Genomic DNA, 16,603 nt, shown 5'->3' with positions numbered 1-16,603 from the left:
GTCAGCCCTCCAAGAGCCGACCACCCATGAATCATTGAAAAATTGATTCGGGAATCCTATAAATCGCGATGAAATCAACAATCTGCCAAAGTAGTGCTAGGACGTGGACTCATTAGCGCGCCGAGCCATAGCCTGATTGAAGCGAGTTGGATGAAGGCGAGATAGTTGGCGGCAAGCTTGTCATAACGCGTCGCCACCCGACGGCATTTCTTGATCCTGTTGAAGAAGCGCTCAGTGCTGATGCACGCGGACGATCGACGTGTCGCAGACGCATTCTTTACGTGGAGTAGCAAGCACCCAGCGTGTCGATGATGCGGCCCCAGAGACCAGCCCGCCACCAACGGATGATTCTCCTCTTCTGCGCCCGGATTTATTCCGACTTCGTCGTTGCCCTCTTCATAGTGCTGTCGCGAAGCGATCGGTGGCGCGCACCAGTTGATCGAGGATGCCTGGCTCCGACCAGGCATGACCTGCCCCCTCAACCAGATGGAATGCGGCATCAGGCCACGCCCTATGCAGCGCGTACGCATATCGGGCTGGACAGGGCATGTCGTAGCGGCCGTGAACAATGGCTCCCGGGATACCGCGGAGGCGGTGAGCGTTGCGCAGAAGTTGCCCTTCCTCCAGCCAGCAATCGTGAACGAAATAGTGGTTCTCCAATCGCGCAAACGCGAGCGCAAATTGGTCGTCGCCAAACGATGTCGAGAATGCTGGATTAGGCAGCAGCGTGATCGTTTCGCCCTCCCAAATAGCCCAAGCCCTGGCTGCCTCGAGCTGGGTGGCTCGATCGTCGCCCGTCAGCCGGCTGCGATACGCCGCAATCATGTCGCCTCGCTCGCTCAGGGGTATCGGTGCCTGGAACTTTTCCCACTTCTCCGGAAAGATCTCTGAAACGCCGAACTGATAGTACCATTGCAGCTCCGCCTTGGTGACGGTGTAGACGCCACGGAGAACAAGCTCGCTGACGCGGTCGGGATGCGTTTCTGCATAGGCTAACGCGAGAGTCGATCCCCACGAGCCACCGAACACGAGCCATTTGTCGACGCCTGCAAGTTCACGCAAGCGCTCGATGTCCGATACCAAATGCCAAGTCGTATTCGCTTCAAGCCCCGCATACGGAGTTGATTGCCCACATCCTCGCTGATCGAAGAGCATGACATCATATCGATTGGGATCAAACAGACGCCTATGTTCAGGGGACAAACCTCCGCCCGGTCCGCCGTGCAGGAAGACCGCCGGCTTCGCGCCCGGCGTCCCCACCCGTTCGTAATAAACCCGGTGACCTTCTCCAACGTCGAGGGTGCCAGCGCTATAGGGCTCGATGGGTGGGTACATGGACCTCAACTGACTCATACGGCCTCCGTTTGGCACCACGAGGTTCGATTAGCACGCCGCGATCATGGTGGTTTCGGTTATAGGAGCAAAGCGGACGAAGCCACCAGTCACATGTCGCACCGGGTTTATAGGTACGCGGCCTAATTCGCCTTGATGCCGGCCTCGCTGATGAGCTTGCCCCATTTCGTGCTCTCGCTCTGAATGAAGCGGCCGAACTGCTCCGGCGAGGTCGGCGCGGGCTCTGCGCCGAGGGTCCGGATTTTCTCGGCCACCACCGGGTCTTTCAGGGCCTTTGTGAAAGCCTCGTTCAGCCTGCTGATGACGTCCGCGGGCGTGCCTGAGGGAGCAACGAGCCCGAACCAGCCTACGGATTCAAAGCCCGCAATACCGCTCTCGGCAAGGGTTGGCACATCGGGCAGGGATGGGAGGCGACGTACCGAGGAGACGCCGACGGCGTTGAGCTTGCCTTCGAGAATCAGTTGCCTCGATGCGGGGATATCCAGCACCGCGAAGGGGACGTGTCCCGCAAGGACATCAACCGCTGCCGGCGCCGTCCCACGATACGGAACGAGCTCCATGCTGATCCCCGCCTTCTGCGTGAACAGCGCGGCCGTCAGATGCATCGCGGTCGAATTGCCGCCATGCCCGATCGACAGCGCGCCCGGCTTCGCCTTGGCGAGCGCGATCGTCTCTGCGGCATTGCGCGCGGGCACGTCCGCGGACGCGACCAGCACAAAGGGAATTTCCGCCAGCAGGGTGATCGGCGCGAGATCCTTTGGGTCGAACGGCATCGACGAATTGAGGTGCGGGTTCACCGTCAGTGCGCCCGCCGGCGCAACGCCGAGCGTGTAGCCGTCGGGCCTGGCCTGGGCCACCGCGGCCATGCCGATATTGCCCCCTGCCCCGGCGCGGTTCTCGATCACCAGGCTCTGCTTGAGCTCCGCGGTGACCAGCGGCTCGAGCGCACGGATGACGGTGTCGGCGCTGCCGCCGGGCGGAAAGGTCACGATGATCTTGATCAATTGCTCCGGATAGGCTGCGCGGCCGGCTTCCAGCGGCAACACGGCGAAAGTCGCGGCCGTCAACACGGCCAGAATGCGGCGCTTTGCAACGTGAAACACGTTATCCTCCCCCATGACGTATTCTTGTTTGTAGGCACGACCAGGCTGCCGTGCCGTTGGCAGCCTGCTATTCGATCACGACGCAGCACCAGTGATGCGCGCAAGCAAGCCTTGCGGATCTTCTGGCGCGACCTGCCCACGCCACGCGATGTGCTGGTCGGGTCGCGCCAGCACCAGCTTCTCGGCATAGGCCCCGTTCGCCTCATCCGGCGCGATGTCGACCAACGCAAGCGGCATGCCGCGCTGTTCTGCGGCAGAGAGCAGCCGCGTCACGTCAATCGCCGGGTCGAACCGCAGCAATGTGTAGCCCGCTCCGAAAGCGTCGTAGAGCGATCGTCCGTCGCGGAGGAACACATGCGGCGCCCTAACGCCCGGCACGGTGGAGGGCGTAAAGCTTCCCATCGCGTAGGCCGGCGGGGTTTCGCCGTCATAGGCGATGATCGGCGAGGCATCGTAGTAGTAGCCGAAGTTGAGGCCTGCGCAGCAATATTGCTGCACGTTGAGATCGTAGGCCGCCCTAGCAAGCGAAGCACGCGCCGCGTGGCCGCGCGGCGTGTCATCCTCGATCTCCGCGGACACGCCGCCGCGCTGCGCCATCATCTTCATCGCATGGTCCATGGCAAAGCGGGACACCTGATCGGTGATGGGCTGGCGCTCCGCCTCATAGGCATCGAGGATCGAAGCCGGCGCCCATCCGTTCAGATGCGCCGACAATTGCCAGCAGAGATCGACGGCATCAGCAATGCCCGCATTCATGCCGTAGCCCGCATAGGGCATCCACAGATGCGCGGCGTCGCCGCAGATGAAGACCCTGCGGTCGCGGAAACGATCGGCCACCAGCCGGCGCCCGACCCAGTCTTCCTTGCTGAGGATCTTGTACTCGAACCGCTCGTCGACGCCGAGGATGGCGCGGATCGACCAGTCGCGATCGATCGAGTCGAATTCGGGCTCATCGGGCTTGAGATGATTATGGATCAGCCAGCGGTCGTGGCCATCAATTGCAACCGTGGTGCCGGAACGTCGCGGGTTGAGCGAGAGCACCATCCAGGCCGGCTTGTGCGCGCCCATCAACTCCTTCAGTTGCGGCGCCTCGATGAAGGTTGATTGCACCCGCTGGATCACCGGCGTGCCGGACAGGCTGGCGCCGATCGATTTGCGAACCAGCGAGCGGCTGCCGTCGCAGCCGACCACGAAGTCGGCTTCGATGCGGAGAGAATTTCCGCTGTCGAGGTTGCGACCTAGCGCGACCACACGATCGTCGTCCTGCTCGATATCGGTGATTTCCGTGCGCGCTAAAATGGTGATGCGCGGCTGAGCGGCGGCGTGGCTGAACAGGATCGGCTCAAGATAGATTTGGTTGATCCGGTGCGGCGGCTCGGGCGTCGGCCACCAGGTGTCGGGCCCGCCGGTGGCGCTGTAGCGGCGCGCGCGCGAGGGAATGTCGATACGACACAGCTCGATGCCGGTCGCCGTGGTCCGGTAGGAGCAATCGTTCGGGAAGTCCGCGGGCAGGCCCGCGTCGCGCAGCTTTGCGGCGACGCCGAGCCGGCGGAAGATTTCCATCGAGCGCGCCGAGACGTGATTGCATTTGACGCTGGGCGGATCGCCGGCGTGGCGGATCTCCGCGACGACGACGTCGATCCCGCGCGAGGCCAGATCCATGGCCGCGGTCAATCCCACGGGCCCGGCGCCCACGACCAGCACCTGTGTCCTCATGCTCGTTTCCATCCCCTCGCATCATCGCGGATTCGCTGCCCGCGCAGCATGCATTTTATTGCAGGCTCTCTTATGCGATAAGTCGGAAAGAACTCATCAATTCATGAGCTTTTCCGATGAATGTCACCTTGCGACAATTGCGGGCCTTCACTGGCGTGTATCGCACGCGCAGCATCACGCGGGCCGCCCGAGAGCTGGGCATCACGCAATCGGCGGCGAGCCTCCTGATCCAGCAGCTCGAAGTGCAGCTCGGCGTCAAGCTGTTCGACCGCTCCACGCGTTCGGTGCAGCCGACGCTGGCCGCCGACGAGGCGTTTCACGCCGCCGAACGCATGTTGAGCGATGCGCTGGGCCTGTCACGGCGCATGCATGACCTCGCGCAGGCGCGCGCAGGCCGCGTCGCGTTCGTCGCGTCGGCGGGTGCCGCTTCGGCACTGCTGCCGCAGGTTCTCGCGAAATTCCGCGCAGGCCATCCCGAGATCGACATCGACATGCGCGACGTCGCCGCCGACGACCTCGTTCCGCGCCTGATCGCAACCGATGCCGAGTTCGCGATCGGCAGCGTCGAGGGTGACTTCGCGGAGATGACGATCGAGACGCTGACCCGCGGGCGGCTGAGCGCGATCGGCCGTCGCACCGCCGACTTCGCCGCACGGCGCGCGCTGACATGGGACGAGCTGGCGCAGCTTCCGACCATCGCGATGCGGCGCGAGACGCGGATCCGCATGCAGATCGATCACGCCCTCGGCGCGCAGGGCAAGCACCTTTCTCCAACCTATGAGGTGACGCTGATCAACACCGCGCTCGCCATGACAGCCCAGGGGCTCGGCCTCGCCATCCTCCCCGCGACGATGCTGCCCGCCGACCAGTTCCCGACACTAATCGCAAGACCCTTGATACGCCCGGCGATCACCCGCCCGGTGTCGCTGCTGCAGCGTCAGGGACGCACGCTGTCGCCGGCAGCGCAGGCGTTTGTGGCGACGGCTCGGATGGTGCTGGCGGGGCCGTGATCAACGCCGCAGGCCGCTGCTCGGGCTACTCCGCGAGATTATGCTGCTGCCAGCGCAACAGATAGGCCTGCAATCGCCAGATCAACGCGGACAGCGCAACGCCGACCAGCATCAGCACGACGACGGCGACCATCATTCCCGATGCCTCCGCCCGCGCCTCGGATTCGATGATCAGGCGCCCGATTCCCCGTTCCGCACCGATAAACTCGCCGACGATCACGCCGATCAGGGCGAAGGAGATCGCGGGCGTCAGCGAGGCAAAGACCCAGGCCATGGTCGAGGGGATGACCACGGTGCGGGTGATCTGCCACTCGCTGGCGCCGAGCAGCCGCGCCGCGTTGACAAAGCCCTCGTCGATCGAGCGCGCCCCTTCGAACGTATTGAAGAACACGAGGAAGACGACCACGATCCACGACGTGACGATCTTCGAGGTATCGCCGATGCCGAAGGCCAGCACGATGATCGGCGCCAGCGCGATGCGGGGGATCGAATTCACCGCCGTGATGAACGGCTGGAAGATCGCGCTGAGCCGATCCGAACGGCCGAGCACGAGGCCCGCCGCAAAGCCGCTGCTGACGCCGGTGACGAAGCCGAAGAACGTGTTCTTCAGGGTGACGGCGGTCGCGATCCAGAGATTGTTCTCGGATCGCGCCATGCAGCGGGCGAATTCACCATTGAACCAGCCGTTGAACACGCCGAGCTTGGACTTGAGGCAGCTCAGGATCAGGAAGTGCTCGAAGATGTCGGACGGCTTGGACACGAAATAGGGGTCGAGCAGATCCGGCACCAGCCAGGGAAGACGGCCGTGCAGATCGTACCCCCACTGCCAGATCGACAGGAAGCCGACGCAGATCAACATCTGCCAGGCCAGGGTTCTGCCGGGGCGGCGCGCGCTCCTCATGGCTTGCGGCCCTTGATGAATTCCTCGCCGAGCGAGTGCCAGATCAGCTGGAACAGCTCCGCATAACGCGGCGTCTCCCGGATCTTCACGGCATTGCGCGGGCGGGCGAAATCCACCTCGAAACTCTCCTTGATCCGGCCCGGCCGCGCGGAAAACAGAATGATGCGGTCTGCCAGCGTGAGGGCCTCGCCGAGATCATGGGTCACGAACAGCACGGTCTGCTGCTCACGTTCCCAGATGCGAAGCAACACATCGTGCATGTCGATCTTGGTGTGGGTGTCGAGCGCACCGAACGGCTCGTCCATCAGCAGAACCTGCGGCTCGACGACCAGCGTTCGCATCAAGGCGGCGCGCTGGCGCATGCCGCCCGACAGCGCCGAGGGATAGGCATTGTCGAAATCCTGCAGCCCGGCTTGCGTCAGGCATGCACGGACCCGATCCTTTCGCTCCGCCGCCGGGACACCCGCCAGTTCGAGGCCGTAACCGATGTTGTCGGCGACGGTGCGCCAGGGAAACAGGGTATCGCGCTGGAACACATAGCCGACATTGGGCGTCGCCTGTCCGGGGACGACGGGCGTACCATCAATCAGGATCTGACCGCTGGTCGGCTTGACCAGGGTTGCGATCATATTGAGGACGGTGCTCTTGCCCGAGCCGGATGGTCCCAGCAAGGCGACGAATTCGCCGCGCCGGACATTGAAGGAGACGTCGCGCACGGCCTCGATGGCCGTACCCGCCAGCTGGAAAGTCTTGCACAAACCGCGCACGTCGATGCGCCGCGTGTCAGGCTGCGCATCGACGTGCGGCGTGTGTAAAGCCTGGATCGTCAAGCCGGATAGGCCTTGCGTGCCGCTTCGATGAAGCTGGTATTGACGACGTCGGCCATCGCGAGCGGCTTGATGCCGGTCATTTCACGGAACCAGACCTTCTGGCCGCGCGCGAAGCTGGCGGCGTCGATGATGCCTTCGTAATCGGTGACCTTCTTCATGACGCCGCTGTCGAAAATATTCGCATCGCGCGAGGTGCTTCCGACGTAAGGCTCGATCATATCATAGATCTCTTCGGGAGAGTGCCCCTTGATCCACAGGGTGGCGCGCCACAGCGCCGTGACGAACGCCTGCATCTTCTGCGGGTCCTTGTCGATGGTCGCCTGCAGCGTGAAATGAGAGGTCACCGGGACCTTGCCGCCGATGTACTTGGCCCAAACCGCCTCGTCCGTTCCATCGAACAACAGTGCGCCCCAGCCCTGCTCGACCGAATCCTTCAGGATCGATGGCGAGTTGATGAGAACATCGACCTGCTTCGTCTTCAACGTGCCCATCATGGTGTCGACATTGCCGGTGCCGATCCAGGTCACCTTGTCGTCCAGCCCCATGGTTTCCATGTAGTAGGACGCCCAGACGTGGTTGGTACCGCCCAGCGACGACACCGAGACGATCGGCTTTCGTCCGTCAGGCCGCTTCCATTTCGCCAGCGCCTCCAGGCTGGTGATGCCCTGGTCGAACAGATCCTTGCGGATGATGAAGATCGCGGCGTTGCTTCTTGTATCGACCGGCATCAGGACGCGCGCGCTGCGGCCGTGATTGCTGAGCTGCATCGGGTGGGTGATGTCGCCGATACCGATATCGCCCTGGGACGACGCGATGATCTCGCGCGTCTTCACGCCGCTGCCGCCCTGGATCAGCTTGCAGTCGAGGCCGGCCTCCTTGAAGAATCCGGCCCGGTCGGCGACGAATTGAGACTGATAGACCGGAATGGCCACCGGATAGATCACGCGGCCCGACGGGGTATCCGCCCACGCCCGCCCTGCCGCCATGGACGCACCGGCGCCGGCGACGATCGTCAACGCGGCCCGTCTGGTGACCCGAGTCCTCATCACGCGTGCTCCCTCTCCTTGCCGACGACCTTGTCGAGCGCGTTCAGAACCGCATCGCCCATCTCCTGGGTCGAAAGTCTTTTTGCGCCGGGTTCGGCGATATCGGCCGTTCTTGCGCCGGCAGCCAGCGCCGTATCCACGGCCTTCTCCAGCAGCGTGGCATCATCGGGCCGATTGAGGGTGATGCGCAACATCATTGCGACGCTGAGGATCGAGCCGAGCGGATTGGCGATGCCCTTGCCCGCAATATCAGGCGCGCTTCCGTGGACCGGCTCATAGAGCGCCTTGCGCCGGCCCAGCCGGTCCGGCGGCCCGAGCGAGACCGACGGCAGCATGCCGAGCGAACCCGACGCCATCGCGGCGCAATCGGAGAGAATGTCGCCGAAGATGTTGCAGGTCACCATGACGTCGAATTGCGAGGGCGCCCGCACGATCTGCATCGCGGCGTTGTCGACATAGAGGTGTGTCAGCTCCACATCGGAGAATTCCGCTTCATGCAGCGCGGTGACCTCCTCGCGCCACAGCACGCTGGTTTCCAGCACGTTGGCCTTGTCGACGGAGCAGACCCGGCCCTTGCGCGTCCGCGCCAGCTCGAACGCGGTTCGCGCCACCCGGCGAATCTGGCTGGTGGTGTATTGCTGGGTGTTGAAACCGCGGCGCTGGCCGTCGGGCAGCGTTTCGATGCCGCGCGGCTCGCCGAAATAGATGCCGCTGGTGAGCTCGCGGATGATGATGAAGTCGACATCCTTCAGCACCGTGGCCTTGAGCGGCGCGGAGTCCGCCAGCGCCGGATTGGCGACAATGGGCCGGAGATTCGCATAAAGGTCGTACTTGCTGCGCAACGACAGCAGGCTTCCCGCCTTGCGCGCTGCCGGAGGGACCTCAGTGGTTTCAGGACCACCCGTCGCGCCCCAGAGTATCGCGTCGGCCTCCTCCATCGCCTCGACGGTGTCGTCCGGCAACACCTTGCCCGTCGCGAGATAGGGGATGAGACCGTATTGCGCTTCGCGCAGCGCCACGGGAATGCTGCGCCTCGCCGAAAACCATTTGAGAATGCGGTGAGACTGGTCGGTCACTTCCGGACCGATGCCTTCACCGCCGACCACGGCGACCTTGATCATGTTCGAGAGCGTGTTCATGCCAATTGTCCTGCCTGATGTCCTGCAAAGTGAATCCACGGCCGCGCGTCGCGGTCGGATGCCTGGAATGCGCGGATCTCGTGGTCGCGCCGCAACGTCAGCGAAATCTCATCTAGGCCTTCGAGCAGACCCGCACGCCGGCGCGGATCGATCTCGAAGCTGTGCCGCACGCCCGATGGCGAGGTGACGGTCTGCTCCTGCAGGTCGACACTGACACGCCCCGCGCCCTGGCTCGCTTCGATCTCCGCGGCGAGGCCGTCGATAACGGCCTTGTCCAGCACCACCGGCAGGATGCCGTTCTGGAAGCAGTTGGCGAAGAAGATGTCGCCGAAGCCGGATCCGATGATGGCGCGGATGCCCATCTCCTGCAGCGACCACACCGCGGCCTCCCGCGACGAGCCGCAGCCGAAATTCGGACCCGTGACCAGGATTTCCGCGGCGCGATAAGGCTCGCGATTGAGGATGAACTCCGGATTGTCCGAGCCATCGGGCAAATAGCGGAGCGAACCGAACGCCCATTTTCCGAGACTGCCGCGGACGGAATTTCCGATCATGCGGTTGATGCTGATGATGACGTCCGTATCGACATTGGTGCGCATGATCGGCGCCGCCGTCGCGGTCAGCTTGGTGAAGGCTTGCGGCATCTAGCGCTCCATCGTTCGGACGTCGGCGATGGCACCGGACACCGCCGCCGCCACGGCCATGGCCGGGCTTGCCAGATGGGTGCGGGCACGCGGCCCTTGCCGGCCGATGAAATTCCGGTTCGACGTCGACACCGAGCGCTGGCCGGGCGGCACGGTTTCACCATTTGCGGCAAGGCACATCGAGCATCCGGGCTCGCGCCATTCAAAGCCCGCGTCGATGAAGATCTTGTCGAGCCCCTCGGCCATCGCATCGCGCCTGACGGTCTCAGACCCCGGCACGACCCAGGCGCGCACGCCCGGCGCCACCTTGCGGCCGCGCGCGACTTCGGCTGCGGCGCGCAGATCGCTGAGGCGACTGTTGGTGCAGGAGCCGATGAAGACCCAATCCACCGGCGTGCCGGCGATCGGCGCGCCCGGCTTCAGGCCCATATAGTCGAGCGCGATCTCGATCGCGCCGCGGCGCGCGGGATCGGCGATATCAGCGGGATCCGGGATGCGGCCATCGACACCTAGGACGTGTTCGGGACTGGTGCCCCAGGTGATCTGGGGGATGATGGTTCCGACGTCGATCGAGACCTCGCGATCGAACATTGCGTCGCTGTCGCTCCGCAGCGTCCGCCACGCCGCGACGGCCCGCTCCCACATCTCGCCTTGCGGCGCATAGGGACGGCCGCGGATATAATCGAACGTCGTTTCATCCGGCGCGATCAGCCCCATCTTGGCGCCGAGTTCGACCGACAGATTGCAGATGGTGAGCCGCCCTTCGATCGGCATGTCCCTGATCGCACTGCCGGCATATTCGACGGCGTAACCGGTGCCGCCGGCGGCGCCGACATGGCCGATAAGAGCGAGGATGAGATCCTTCGCCGTCACGCCGAACGGCAACCGGCCGTCGAACGTCACGCGCATGGTTTTGGGCCGGCGCTGGATGATGGTCTGGGTCGCCAGCACATGCGTGAGCTCGCTGGAGCCGATGCCGAAGGCGAGCGCGCCGAGCCCGCCATGGGTGCAGGTGTGGCTGTCGCCACAGACGATCAGGCAGCCGGGCAGGCTGAGACCGAGCTCCGGCCCGATGACATGGACGATGCCCTGCCCGGGCTGGTCGATGTCGAACAGACGGATGTTGCTTGCCGATGTCTCGGTCCGCAGCGCCGCCAGCAGCTCCCACCCAGTCTTGATCGTGCCGGCACGCCCGGACGCCGTCGAAATCGCATGATCCGGCGTGGCGAAGGTCAGTTCGGGATTGTGGACCGGAATGTTGCGGCTTTTGAGGTTGATCAGGCCGGCGGAGCCGCCGAGGTCATGCAGCAGATGGCGATCCACATGAAGCAGATCGGTGTCATCGCTGACATGGGCGATGACATGCTGGTCCCAGATTTTGGCCAGCAGCGTGCGACCACGCGTGTCCACGATCCGTCCTCCCCTGTTCGGCATCTGATGTGCCGTGTTGCCGCCGATCATGCCGACCGACAGCAATTCTGTGAAGCAGGATAGAAGTCCGTCGCGGAAATGTGCAGTGACGGTTGAGCAGGGTGCCATCGCGGCCGGCGATGGCTGGCCTCTCGCACGAGCGATGCTAGCTTCTCCCGCGCACGACCGTCAGCCGGTCGGAGACGCCGCTCGTGGTGAGACGCGCATCATCATGGGTCCGCAAATGCTCCACCAGCAGCTTCGTCACCGAGGGCAACGACTTGTAATCGCGCACGCCGATGACCAGGTCGCGTCGCGCCCAGGACTCATCGAGCGGGACGGTGACGAGACTGTCGACGCCGTAGCGGTCGCGAACGATCTCCAGCGGCACGATTCCGACCCCCATCCTGGCATCGACGACGCGGAACAGCGCATCGAAACTGCTGACGCGGATGCGCACCTTGAGGTGCTGCCCGAGCGCCGCGGCGGCCCGGACACACAGCGTCTCGATCGAACTGCCCTTCTCCAGGCTGACGAAGTCGAAATCGACCAGCTCGCGGAAGCGAACGCTGTTGCGGCCCGCCAACGGGTGGTCGCGCGTGACCAGCGCGACCAGGCTGTCGCTGCGGTAGGACAGCAGCTCCAGATCCTGTCCGTCGATGTTGCCGCCGAAAATGCCGATGTCGGCCCGGTTCTCCACCACCGCGCGCACGATCGCGGGGCTGAGATCCTCCTCGATGTCGATGTGGACCAGCGGATGCCGCTCCAGGAACAGGCTGAGCTCGTCGGCGAGCGCTTCGAGGATCGCGGACTTGTTGGCACAGATCCGGATCAGCCCGCGCTTGCCCTGCCGGTATCCCGTCAGCTCGCTCTCGAGCTTGCTGAGATTTCCCAGGATGATGCGGGCGTGCTCGAGCAGGGCGAAGCCAGCCGGTGTCGGCTCGATCCCCTTCGAATGACGATGCAGCAGCTCGACCTGAAACAGGTCCTCGATATCCGAGACGCGCCGGCTGACCGCGGACGCGGCAATGTTCTTCTTCTCCGCCGCCTTCGCGATGCTCTGCTCCTCGACGATCGCCACGAACAATTGCAGCGTCAGCAGATCGATTTTAGCCGTCATCCGGAATGATCCTCGGGCGGGTCGTCACGAGGGGCATTGTGGAGAAGCTTGGCAGCCAGTCGCAAGTGCGGCGTCAGATTGCGATCCCTTGGGACAACATCAGGGGCTGCCGCGATGCAGAGAGGCTGTCTTCTTTTGGCGTGGCTTGCTCGACGTCGTTTTATTATGGCGGAGAGGGAGGGACTCTCGGACCAATTAGCTCCCCACCGCCGTTTTCTCTCGAAAATTCAAGGCATCGGCAAGGTTTCGGGATACGGCAAGGACTACAAATAGGACTACTTGCAGGCGCGAGCGGTGCAGCATCGGGCAAGCTAGGAATCCAGTCAACGGAATGCCGAAAAAAAAGCGCCCATGGTTGATGGGGTACTGCAACGAAACGGGGATTTCGGCTCGAAGCCTGTGCTCGTTAGGATCCCTCAAACCGGCCTGAGTGGCGTAGTCAGCGACCTTAGCGTCAATCGCGGCAACGTCGGTTCGGACCGATTTGCGGATGCGGTCAAGGAGAAAAATCGATGCCCACACCAGCGGGGCCGTGGCTCGCGCCTGGGACCCATTTACACAGTAACGTCTGATCATCTGGCGAAGCGGCCTGTAAATCGGCGAGCCATTTGCCTCCGATCGGCTTCCAATGCTCACCCCACCTACGACACCTGAAGCTATTGCTATCACGAAGGAAATTAACGGTGGCCGGGGGTCACGTTTTGGCGCTGATAGGGGGCAAAGTTTGGAGCCGATACACACCCTGAAAAAGCATGGTCGTACGGCCAAGATGGACGAACGCGACCGCTCCGCCGTCGGGATCGGCCGGGAGGTGATCGCCCTCACGATCAAGGTCATAGCCGCCGAGTCAAGCGATCGTCCTGAACACGATCCTGAAACCGACTACAGGTGATTGCAACTTCCCGCTCACTCGTCTCTCGGACGGAACGTGCGTTCCGCCTGCGAACGTCGAACTGACGATTTGCTTGCGGCGCCTCTTCGTGGACAAGGACGGGCCGATCCATTCCCATACTCCGTCCGCAAGATCCTGATGCCCACAAGCGCCGGCTCGTTCCGGATAGATGCCAACCGGTTGAATGGACGTCGAAAACTTCTCTGTGAAGGGCCCGCTCCATCTCCTTACAGCTTGCCCCTCGCCAGACGACGTCTCCGTCATCGCACGCCATTCGCCGAGAGACGGCAGACTAACGATCACTTTCGGCGAGGCGTCCTGGTCGGACCGCATTTGGGCGGCGAGCCACTCGCAGTAGGCCTCGGCTTGCAGCCAATCGACGCCCGTGACCGGAGCGTTCGGCGTGTTCTGTTGCGCGTCCCACATGAGTGGATATCGAATTGGCGGATTTTTCGTCGAAGCCACTAGGCTTCCATTCTGCAACATTTCCTTCAGGAAGCGACCATACTCTTGGACTGTTACGGGAAATCTTCCCAGCTTGGTCTCTCCGCTTGAAGTTCCGAGGGCGCGCCGTATGGGCGGACCGTAGAGCCGGTTGTCTTTTCCCAAGCCACCGAGCGCACGGAGCATCTCGATCCTATCCGGGACGGACATCGCAAGCAGGCTGGCCTCGGAAAGGTCGAGATATTTCTTTGCGGCTTCGTCGATCTGCTTTTCATCGCTAATTGTGAACCTGAAGCCCTGTGACCTGCCGATTTTCAATATTCTCGACAGAAGAGACGTCGCTCGGATGTTCTCGATCGACTGCTTCCCTACAGGCATCTTCTTCCTGAGCAGAATTCCCAACGCCTCGTCGTCGCCGGCGGCGAGCAGTGCGATCAACAGATCGGCGACTTCGCGAAATCGGGGGTCGTATAAGATTGCGTCCATCTCCGGAGGTAGGGATACGCGATCATCATGGAAGCGCCGCATCAACCAGCAGGCCGCGAAGTAATCGCGGATGCTTTCGTGCCAGAAGCCGACGCTACCACCGGACACGACCAAGCAATTGCTTTCGGCGGCTTCGATCTTGAGAGCTTTTTCGGCAGTGCTTGGATCCAGGCCGGCGAGTCTCGCAGCGGCCGCAGCGGCCGCATCCGCGGTCGCTCCGAACCTTATCGATCCGCTTACGAATGAAAACGCAAGGGCTTCAAGCACGACTTTGGTGGTCCCCAGATCGACATTCAGGCTCTCACGGATCGCCGAACGGGAGGTGAGGAGCCAACTGGCTACTTGAGCGAAAAGCCTCGATCGATTCTCGGGAATGTTGCCCGTGCTGATGTAGATCGAAGCCAGAAAAGACACGACCAGCGGAGAATTTATGAAAGGCTGATCGGCGCGCTCCTGCCCGAGCAGCTTGTCCATCGCTGCGAGAAAATCGGCTCCCGACCGACCGTTGTCTGCGGTTATCACCGCGGCCCATTTTCCCGCCAGCTCGTTTATTTCCCGCCGCGACAGGCTGCACATTCGTGCGAGGTCGAATCCTCCGCCCGCGAGAGCTTGAGCTTCGTAGTTCCTGGAGGTCACGAGGAAGTAGCAGTGCTTCCAGACCTGCCGGGCCTTCAGGATCAATTCGATCAGCCTCGACCGGCGGGCCGGCTCGACTTCATCCAAACCATCCAGAACGAATACGACAGAGCCGCTTTCCAACAGAGGAGCGAAATGGCGCATCTCGGCGTCGCGAACCGTCGGCAAGGCGTATCTTATGAGACTCTCGATCTCATCCAGCTTTTCGACGAACCGAAGATCCGTGAGAATAGGGAAGTGTCCATGCTCACCGGCATTTACGCCGAGATGCAGGCTCTGCCAGGACTGATTGCTGCTGCAAGGCTCCTTGAGAAAGTCTCTGGCCAACGAAACGGCGACCATCTTAGAAAGCGTCGTCTTCCCGAATCCGGCGGGCGCTTCGATTGCTACCGCGCGCCCTGCCAGGATCTTGTGCAGAGAGGTCAGTCCCGGTTCAGCCTGCACGAACGAGGGACGTATCCAGATTTTTTCTAGGCGCACGGACTTCGGTATTCCGGGCACGTCAAGGAAGGAGATCTTGTCGAGCAGCACTTGAAGGTGAAGCCTCTGGAATGCTTCTAGGCTGCTATCCGGCTTCGGTTCCGCCGCTTCAAACGACGGGGCGAGACCGAGCTGCGTAAGCTCGGGGCGGCCCCAGAGTTGTGCTTTCAACTCGGCTACGATCGACGAAATCGGAATGCCTTGGTTGAAGTCGTCGGTCCGTCGATTGAAGTCGCCGGGTTTGGAAGTGGGCCCCGCGGCATGATGCAGCGCTACGACGCGCCATTCTCGATTGAAGACCGGCGAACCGGAAGAGCCTCCCTCGGTGTTTGTCCGGTACCGGACGCGATTCCGGTTCGCGGTCGGCTTGCAGCCCGAGGGGCTCTCATAGGAAAACTGCATGGGTCTCCCGTCCGGGTGTCCGACGATGAAGATCGGTTCGCGCTCCTCGAAGCTGTAGGGTCGGTCTTCGAGCGCGTACCAACCTCGCGTGTCGGTCGGACCGGCGTTTGGATTTGAGCCGATCGTCTCATTGCCTACGGCTTCGGAAAGTCGAACCACGGCGAAATCGAAGGTGCCTGAAGGTGGACCGTCGGCACTGAGTTCCTTTGCGGGCGTATCGTGTGGGCTTTTGGCGATCAACCAATGTTCGGCGAACTTTACTCTCCGCCCGGCTGCTGCTTCGGCCCTGCCAGCCATTGTTATCTTGTTGTCGAACACGGCGACTCCGTTTCCCAGGTCGGATACGACGTGCCAGTTCGTTAGGAGGAGGTCCGGTCCGATCAAGAAGCCGGTGCCGTTCGGTGCGCCGTCGATATCGATTCGCGCTGTGCGCAATTCTGCCTCGGTTAATCGGCGCCGAAAGACGGCCGGGTCTGTAAAGCCCGCAACCTCATTGATGATCTTTTCGAAATGCCGGTCGATCTTACGGGTTTCGCCACCTGTCCGCACTTCGATGCTGGACGGAAGCTGTGCCAGGGTTTCCAGCGAAGGCTTTTGACGAAGAGCCGCCGCGACTATTCGGTCTTCGGCGCCCTTTGCGTGTGCCCATAGCTCATCATGGACGGCCTCTCGGCTCGGGTCGGAAAGCACCATGGCGAGCAATTGAGGTAATCGGTTCGAAAGGCGCGCATTTTTTAGGATTTCAGGAATGAGGCCGTCCACCTCTTGGTCGTGCCTCAGCTTAGTGGTGTCCAGACCGACATCCCGTGCCAGGCCGAACGCGGCGCCACTGGAGGAGTAGGCAGCCGACAAGAGTGCGCGGCTGCGCTGCGTCTCGTGCCGCGTCCAATCAAGAGGCAAATCCTCGAACCAGGCTGGCATCGGCTATCTTTGAAAACGGCTCCTCTTATGAGGTGTGAGGATAAGGATACGCAACCAGCTGATCCCTGTC

The 16,603-nt window shown here is 62.6% G+C and carries 12 protein-coding genes; 1 reads left to right on the top strand and 11 read right to left on the bottom strand.

The features are described 5' to 3' along the window. Positions 1 to 396: 396 nt before the first annotated feature. From pip to IVB46_RS33455, 3 genes are all read right to left on the bottom strand, one after another. On the bottom strand, positions 397 to 1,353 hold the full coding sequence (gene pip / locus IVB46_RS33465) for a prolyl aminopeptidase (RefSeq protein WP_247306889.1): 957 nt from the start codon (positions 1,351 to 1,353) through the stop codon (positions 397 to 399). A gap of 122 nt (positions 1,354 to 1,475) precedes the next feature. Continuing rightward, positions 1,476 to 2,456, bottom strand: a complete 981-nt coding sequence (locus IVB46_RS33460) for a tripartite tricarboxylate transporter substrate binding protein (protein ID WP_247306886.1) — start codon at positions 2,454 to 2,456, stop codon at positions 1,476 to 1,478. Positions 2,457 to 2,531: 75 nt separating this feature from the next. Beyond that, positions 2,532 to 4,172, bottom strand: a complete 1,641-nt coding sequence (locus IVB46_RS33455) for an FAD-dependent oxidoreductase (RefSeq protein ID WP_247344386.1) — start codon at positions 4,170 to 4,172, stop codon at positions 2,532 to 2,534. A 116-nt stretch (positions 4,173 to 4,288) separates the two neighbouring features. On the opposite strand from IVB46_RS33455, the gene IVB46_RS33450 reads away from it, so the two are divergent. Continuing rightward, complete coding sequence (locus IVB46_RS33450; protein ID WP_247306880.1) at positions 4,289 to 5,182, top strand: LysR family transcriptional regulator; 894 nt, start codon at positions 4,289 to 4,291, stop codon at positions 5,180 to 5,182. A 25-nt stretch (positions 5,183 to 5,207) separates the two neighbouring features. On the opposite strand, the gene IVB46_RS33445 is transcribed toward IVB46_RS33450, so the two are convergent. The 8 genes from IVB46_RS33445 to IVB46_RS33410 all read right to left on the bottom strand — a co-directional run bounded on the left by IVB46_RS33445 (position 5,208) and on the right by IVB46_RS33410 (position 16,533). Continuing rightward, the gene (locus IVB46_RS33445) at positions 5,208 to 6,083 is read right to left on the bottom strand and encodes an ABC transporter permease (RefSeq protein WP_247306878.1); all 876 of its coding nucleotides are present in this window, start codon (positions 6,081 to 6,083) and stop codon (positions 5,208 to 5,210) included. Then, entirely contained in the window at positions 6,080 to 6,913 is an 834-nt protein-coding gene (locus IVB46_RS33440; RefSeq protein WP_247306876.1) for an ABC transporter ATP-binding protein, read from the bottom strand. The genes IVB46_RS33445 and IVB46_RS33440 overlap by 4 nt, the downstream gene beginning before the upstream one ends. After that, on the bottom strand, positions 6,910 to 7,959 hold the full coding sequence (locus tag IVB46_RS33435) for an ABC transporter substrate-binding protein (RefSeq protein WP_085399693.1): 1,050 nt from the start codon (positions 7,957 to 7,959) through the stop codon (positions 6,910 to 6,912). Before IVB46_RS33435 ends, IVB46_RS33440 begins: the two co-directional genes overlap by 4 nt. Beyond that, on the bottom strand, positions 7,959 to 9,098 hold the full coding sequence (gene leuB, locus IVB46_RS33430) for a 3-isopropylmalate dehydrogenase (RefSeq protein WP_247306874.1): 1,140 nt from the start codon (positions 9,096 to 9,098) through the stop codon (positions 7,959 to 7,961). Before leuB ends, IVB46_RS33435 begins: the two co-directional genes overlap by 1 nt. Next, positions 9,095 to 9,742 (bottom strand): 3-isopropylmalate dehydratase small subunit, encoded by a 648-nt coding sequence (gene leuD, locus IVB46_RS33425; RefSeq protein ID WP_247306872.1) that lies wholly within the window; start codon positions 9,740 to 9,742, stop codon positions 9,095 to 9,097. The genes leuB and leuD overlap by 4 nt, the downstream gene beginning before the upstream one ends. Further along, positions 9,743 to 11,155: a 3-isopropylmalate dehydratase large subunit gene (gene leuC / locus IVB46_RS33420; RefSeq protein WP_247344398.1), complete on the bottom strand. Its 1,413-nt coding sequence runs from the start codon at positions 11,153 to 11,155 to the stop codon at positions 9,743 to 9,745. 163 nt (positions 11,156 to 11,318) lie between these two features. Beyond that, entirely contained in the window at positions 11,319 to 12,272 is a 954-nt protein-coding gene (locus IVB46_RS33415) for a LysR family transcriptional regulator (protein ID WP_247306859.1), read from the bottom strand. Between the two features lie 847 nt (positions 12,273 to 13,119). Next, on the bottom strand, positions 13,120 to 16,533 hold the full coding sequence (locus IVB46_RS33410) for a trypsin-like peptidase domain-containing protein (protein WP_247344382.1): 3,414 nt from the start codon (positions 16,531 to 16,533) through the stop codon (positions 13,120 to 13,122). Positions 16,534 to 16,603: the final 70 nt, after the last annotated feature.

Origin of the sequence: Bradyrhizobium sp. 61, assembly GCF_023073075.1 — a bacterium.
GTDB lineage: Bacteria > Pseudomonadota > Alphaproteobacteria > Rhizobiales > Xanthobacteraceae > Bradyrhizobium > Bradyrhizobium barranii.
Note: the sequence above shows the minus strand (reverse complement) of the source record. Positions and strands in the feature narration are given on the sequence as shown.

Bases quoted from the DNA above. Each gene is read 5' to 3' on its own strand.
- leuB (WP_247306874.1), bottom strand. From the start codon at position 9,098: ATGAACACGCTCTCGAACATGATCAAGGTCGCCGTGGTCGGCGGTGAA.
- IVB46_RS33445 (WP_247306878.1), bottom strand. From the start codon at position 6,083: ATGAGGAGCGCGCGCCGCCCCGGCAGAACCCTGGCCTGGCAGATGTTG.
- pip (WP_247306889.1), bottom strand. From the start codon at position 1,353: ATGAGTCAGTTGAGGTCCATGTACCCACCCATCGAGCCCTATAGCGCT.
- IVB46_RS33435 (WP_085399693.1), bottom strand. From the start codon at position 7,959: ATGAGGACTCGGGTCACCAGACGGGCCGCGTTGACGATCGTCGCCGGC.
- IVB46_RS33455 (WP_247344386.1), bottom strand. From the start codon at position 4,172: ATGAGGACACAGGTGCTGGTCGTGGGCGCCGGGCCCGTGGGATTGACC.
- IVB46_RS33410 (WP_247344382.1), bottom strand. From the start codon at position 16,533: ATGCCAGCCTGGTTCGAGGATTTGCCTCTTGATTGGACGCGGCACGAG.
- IVB46_RS33415 (WP_247306859.1), bottom strand. From the start codon at position 12,272: ATGACGGCTAAAATCGATCTGCTGACGCTGCAATTGTTCGTGGCGATC.
- leuD (WP_247306872.1), bottom strand. From the start codon at position 9,742: ATGCCGCAAGCCTTCACCAAGCTGACCGCGACGGCGGCGCCGATCATG.
- IVB46_RS33450 (WP_247306880.1), top strand. From the start codon at position 4,289: ATGAATGTCACCTTGCGACAATTGCGGGCCTTCACTGGCGTGTATCGC.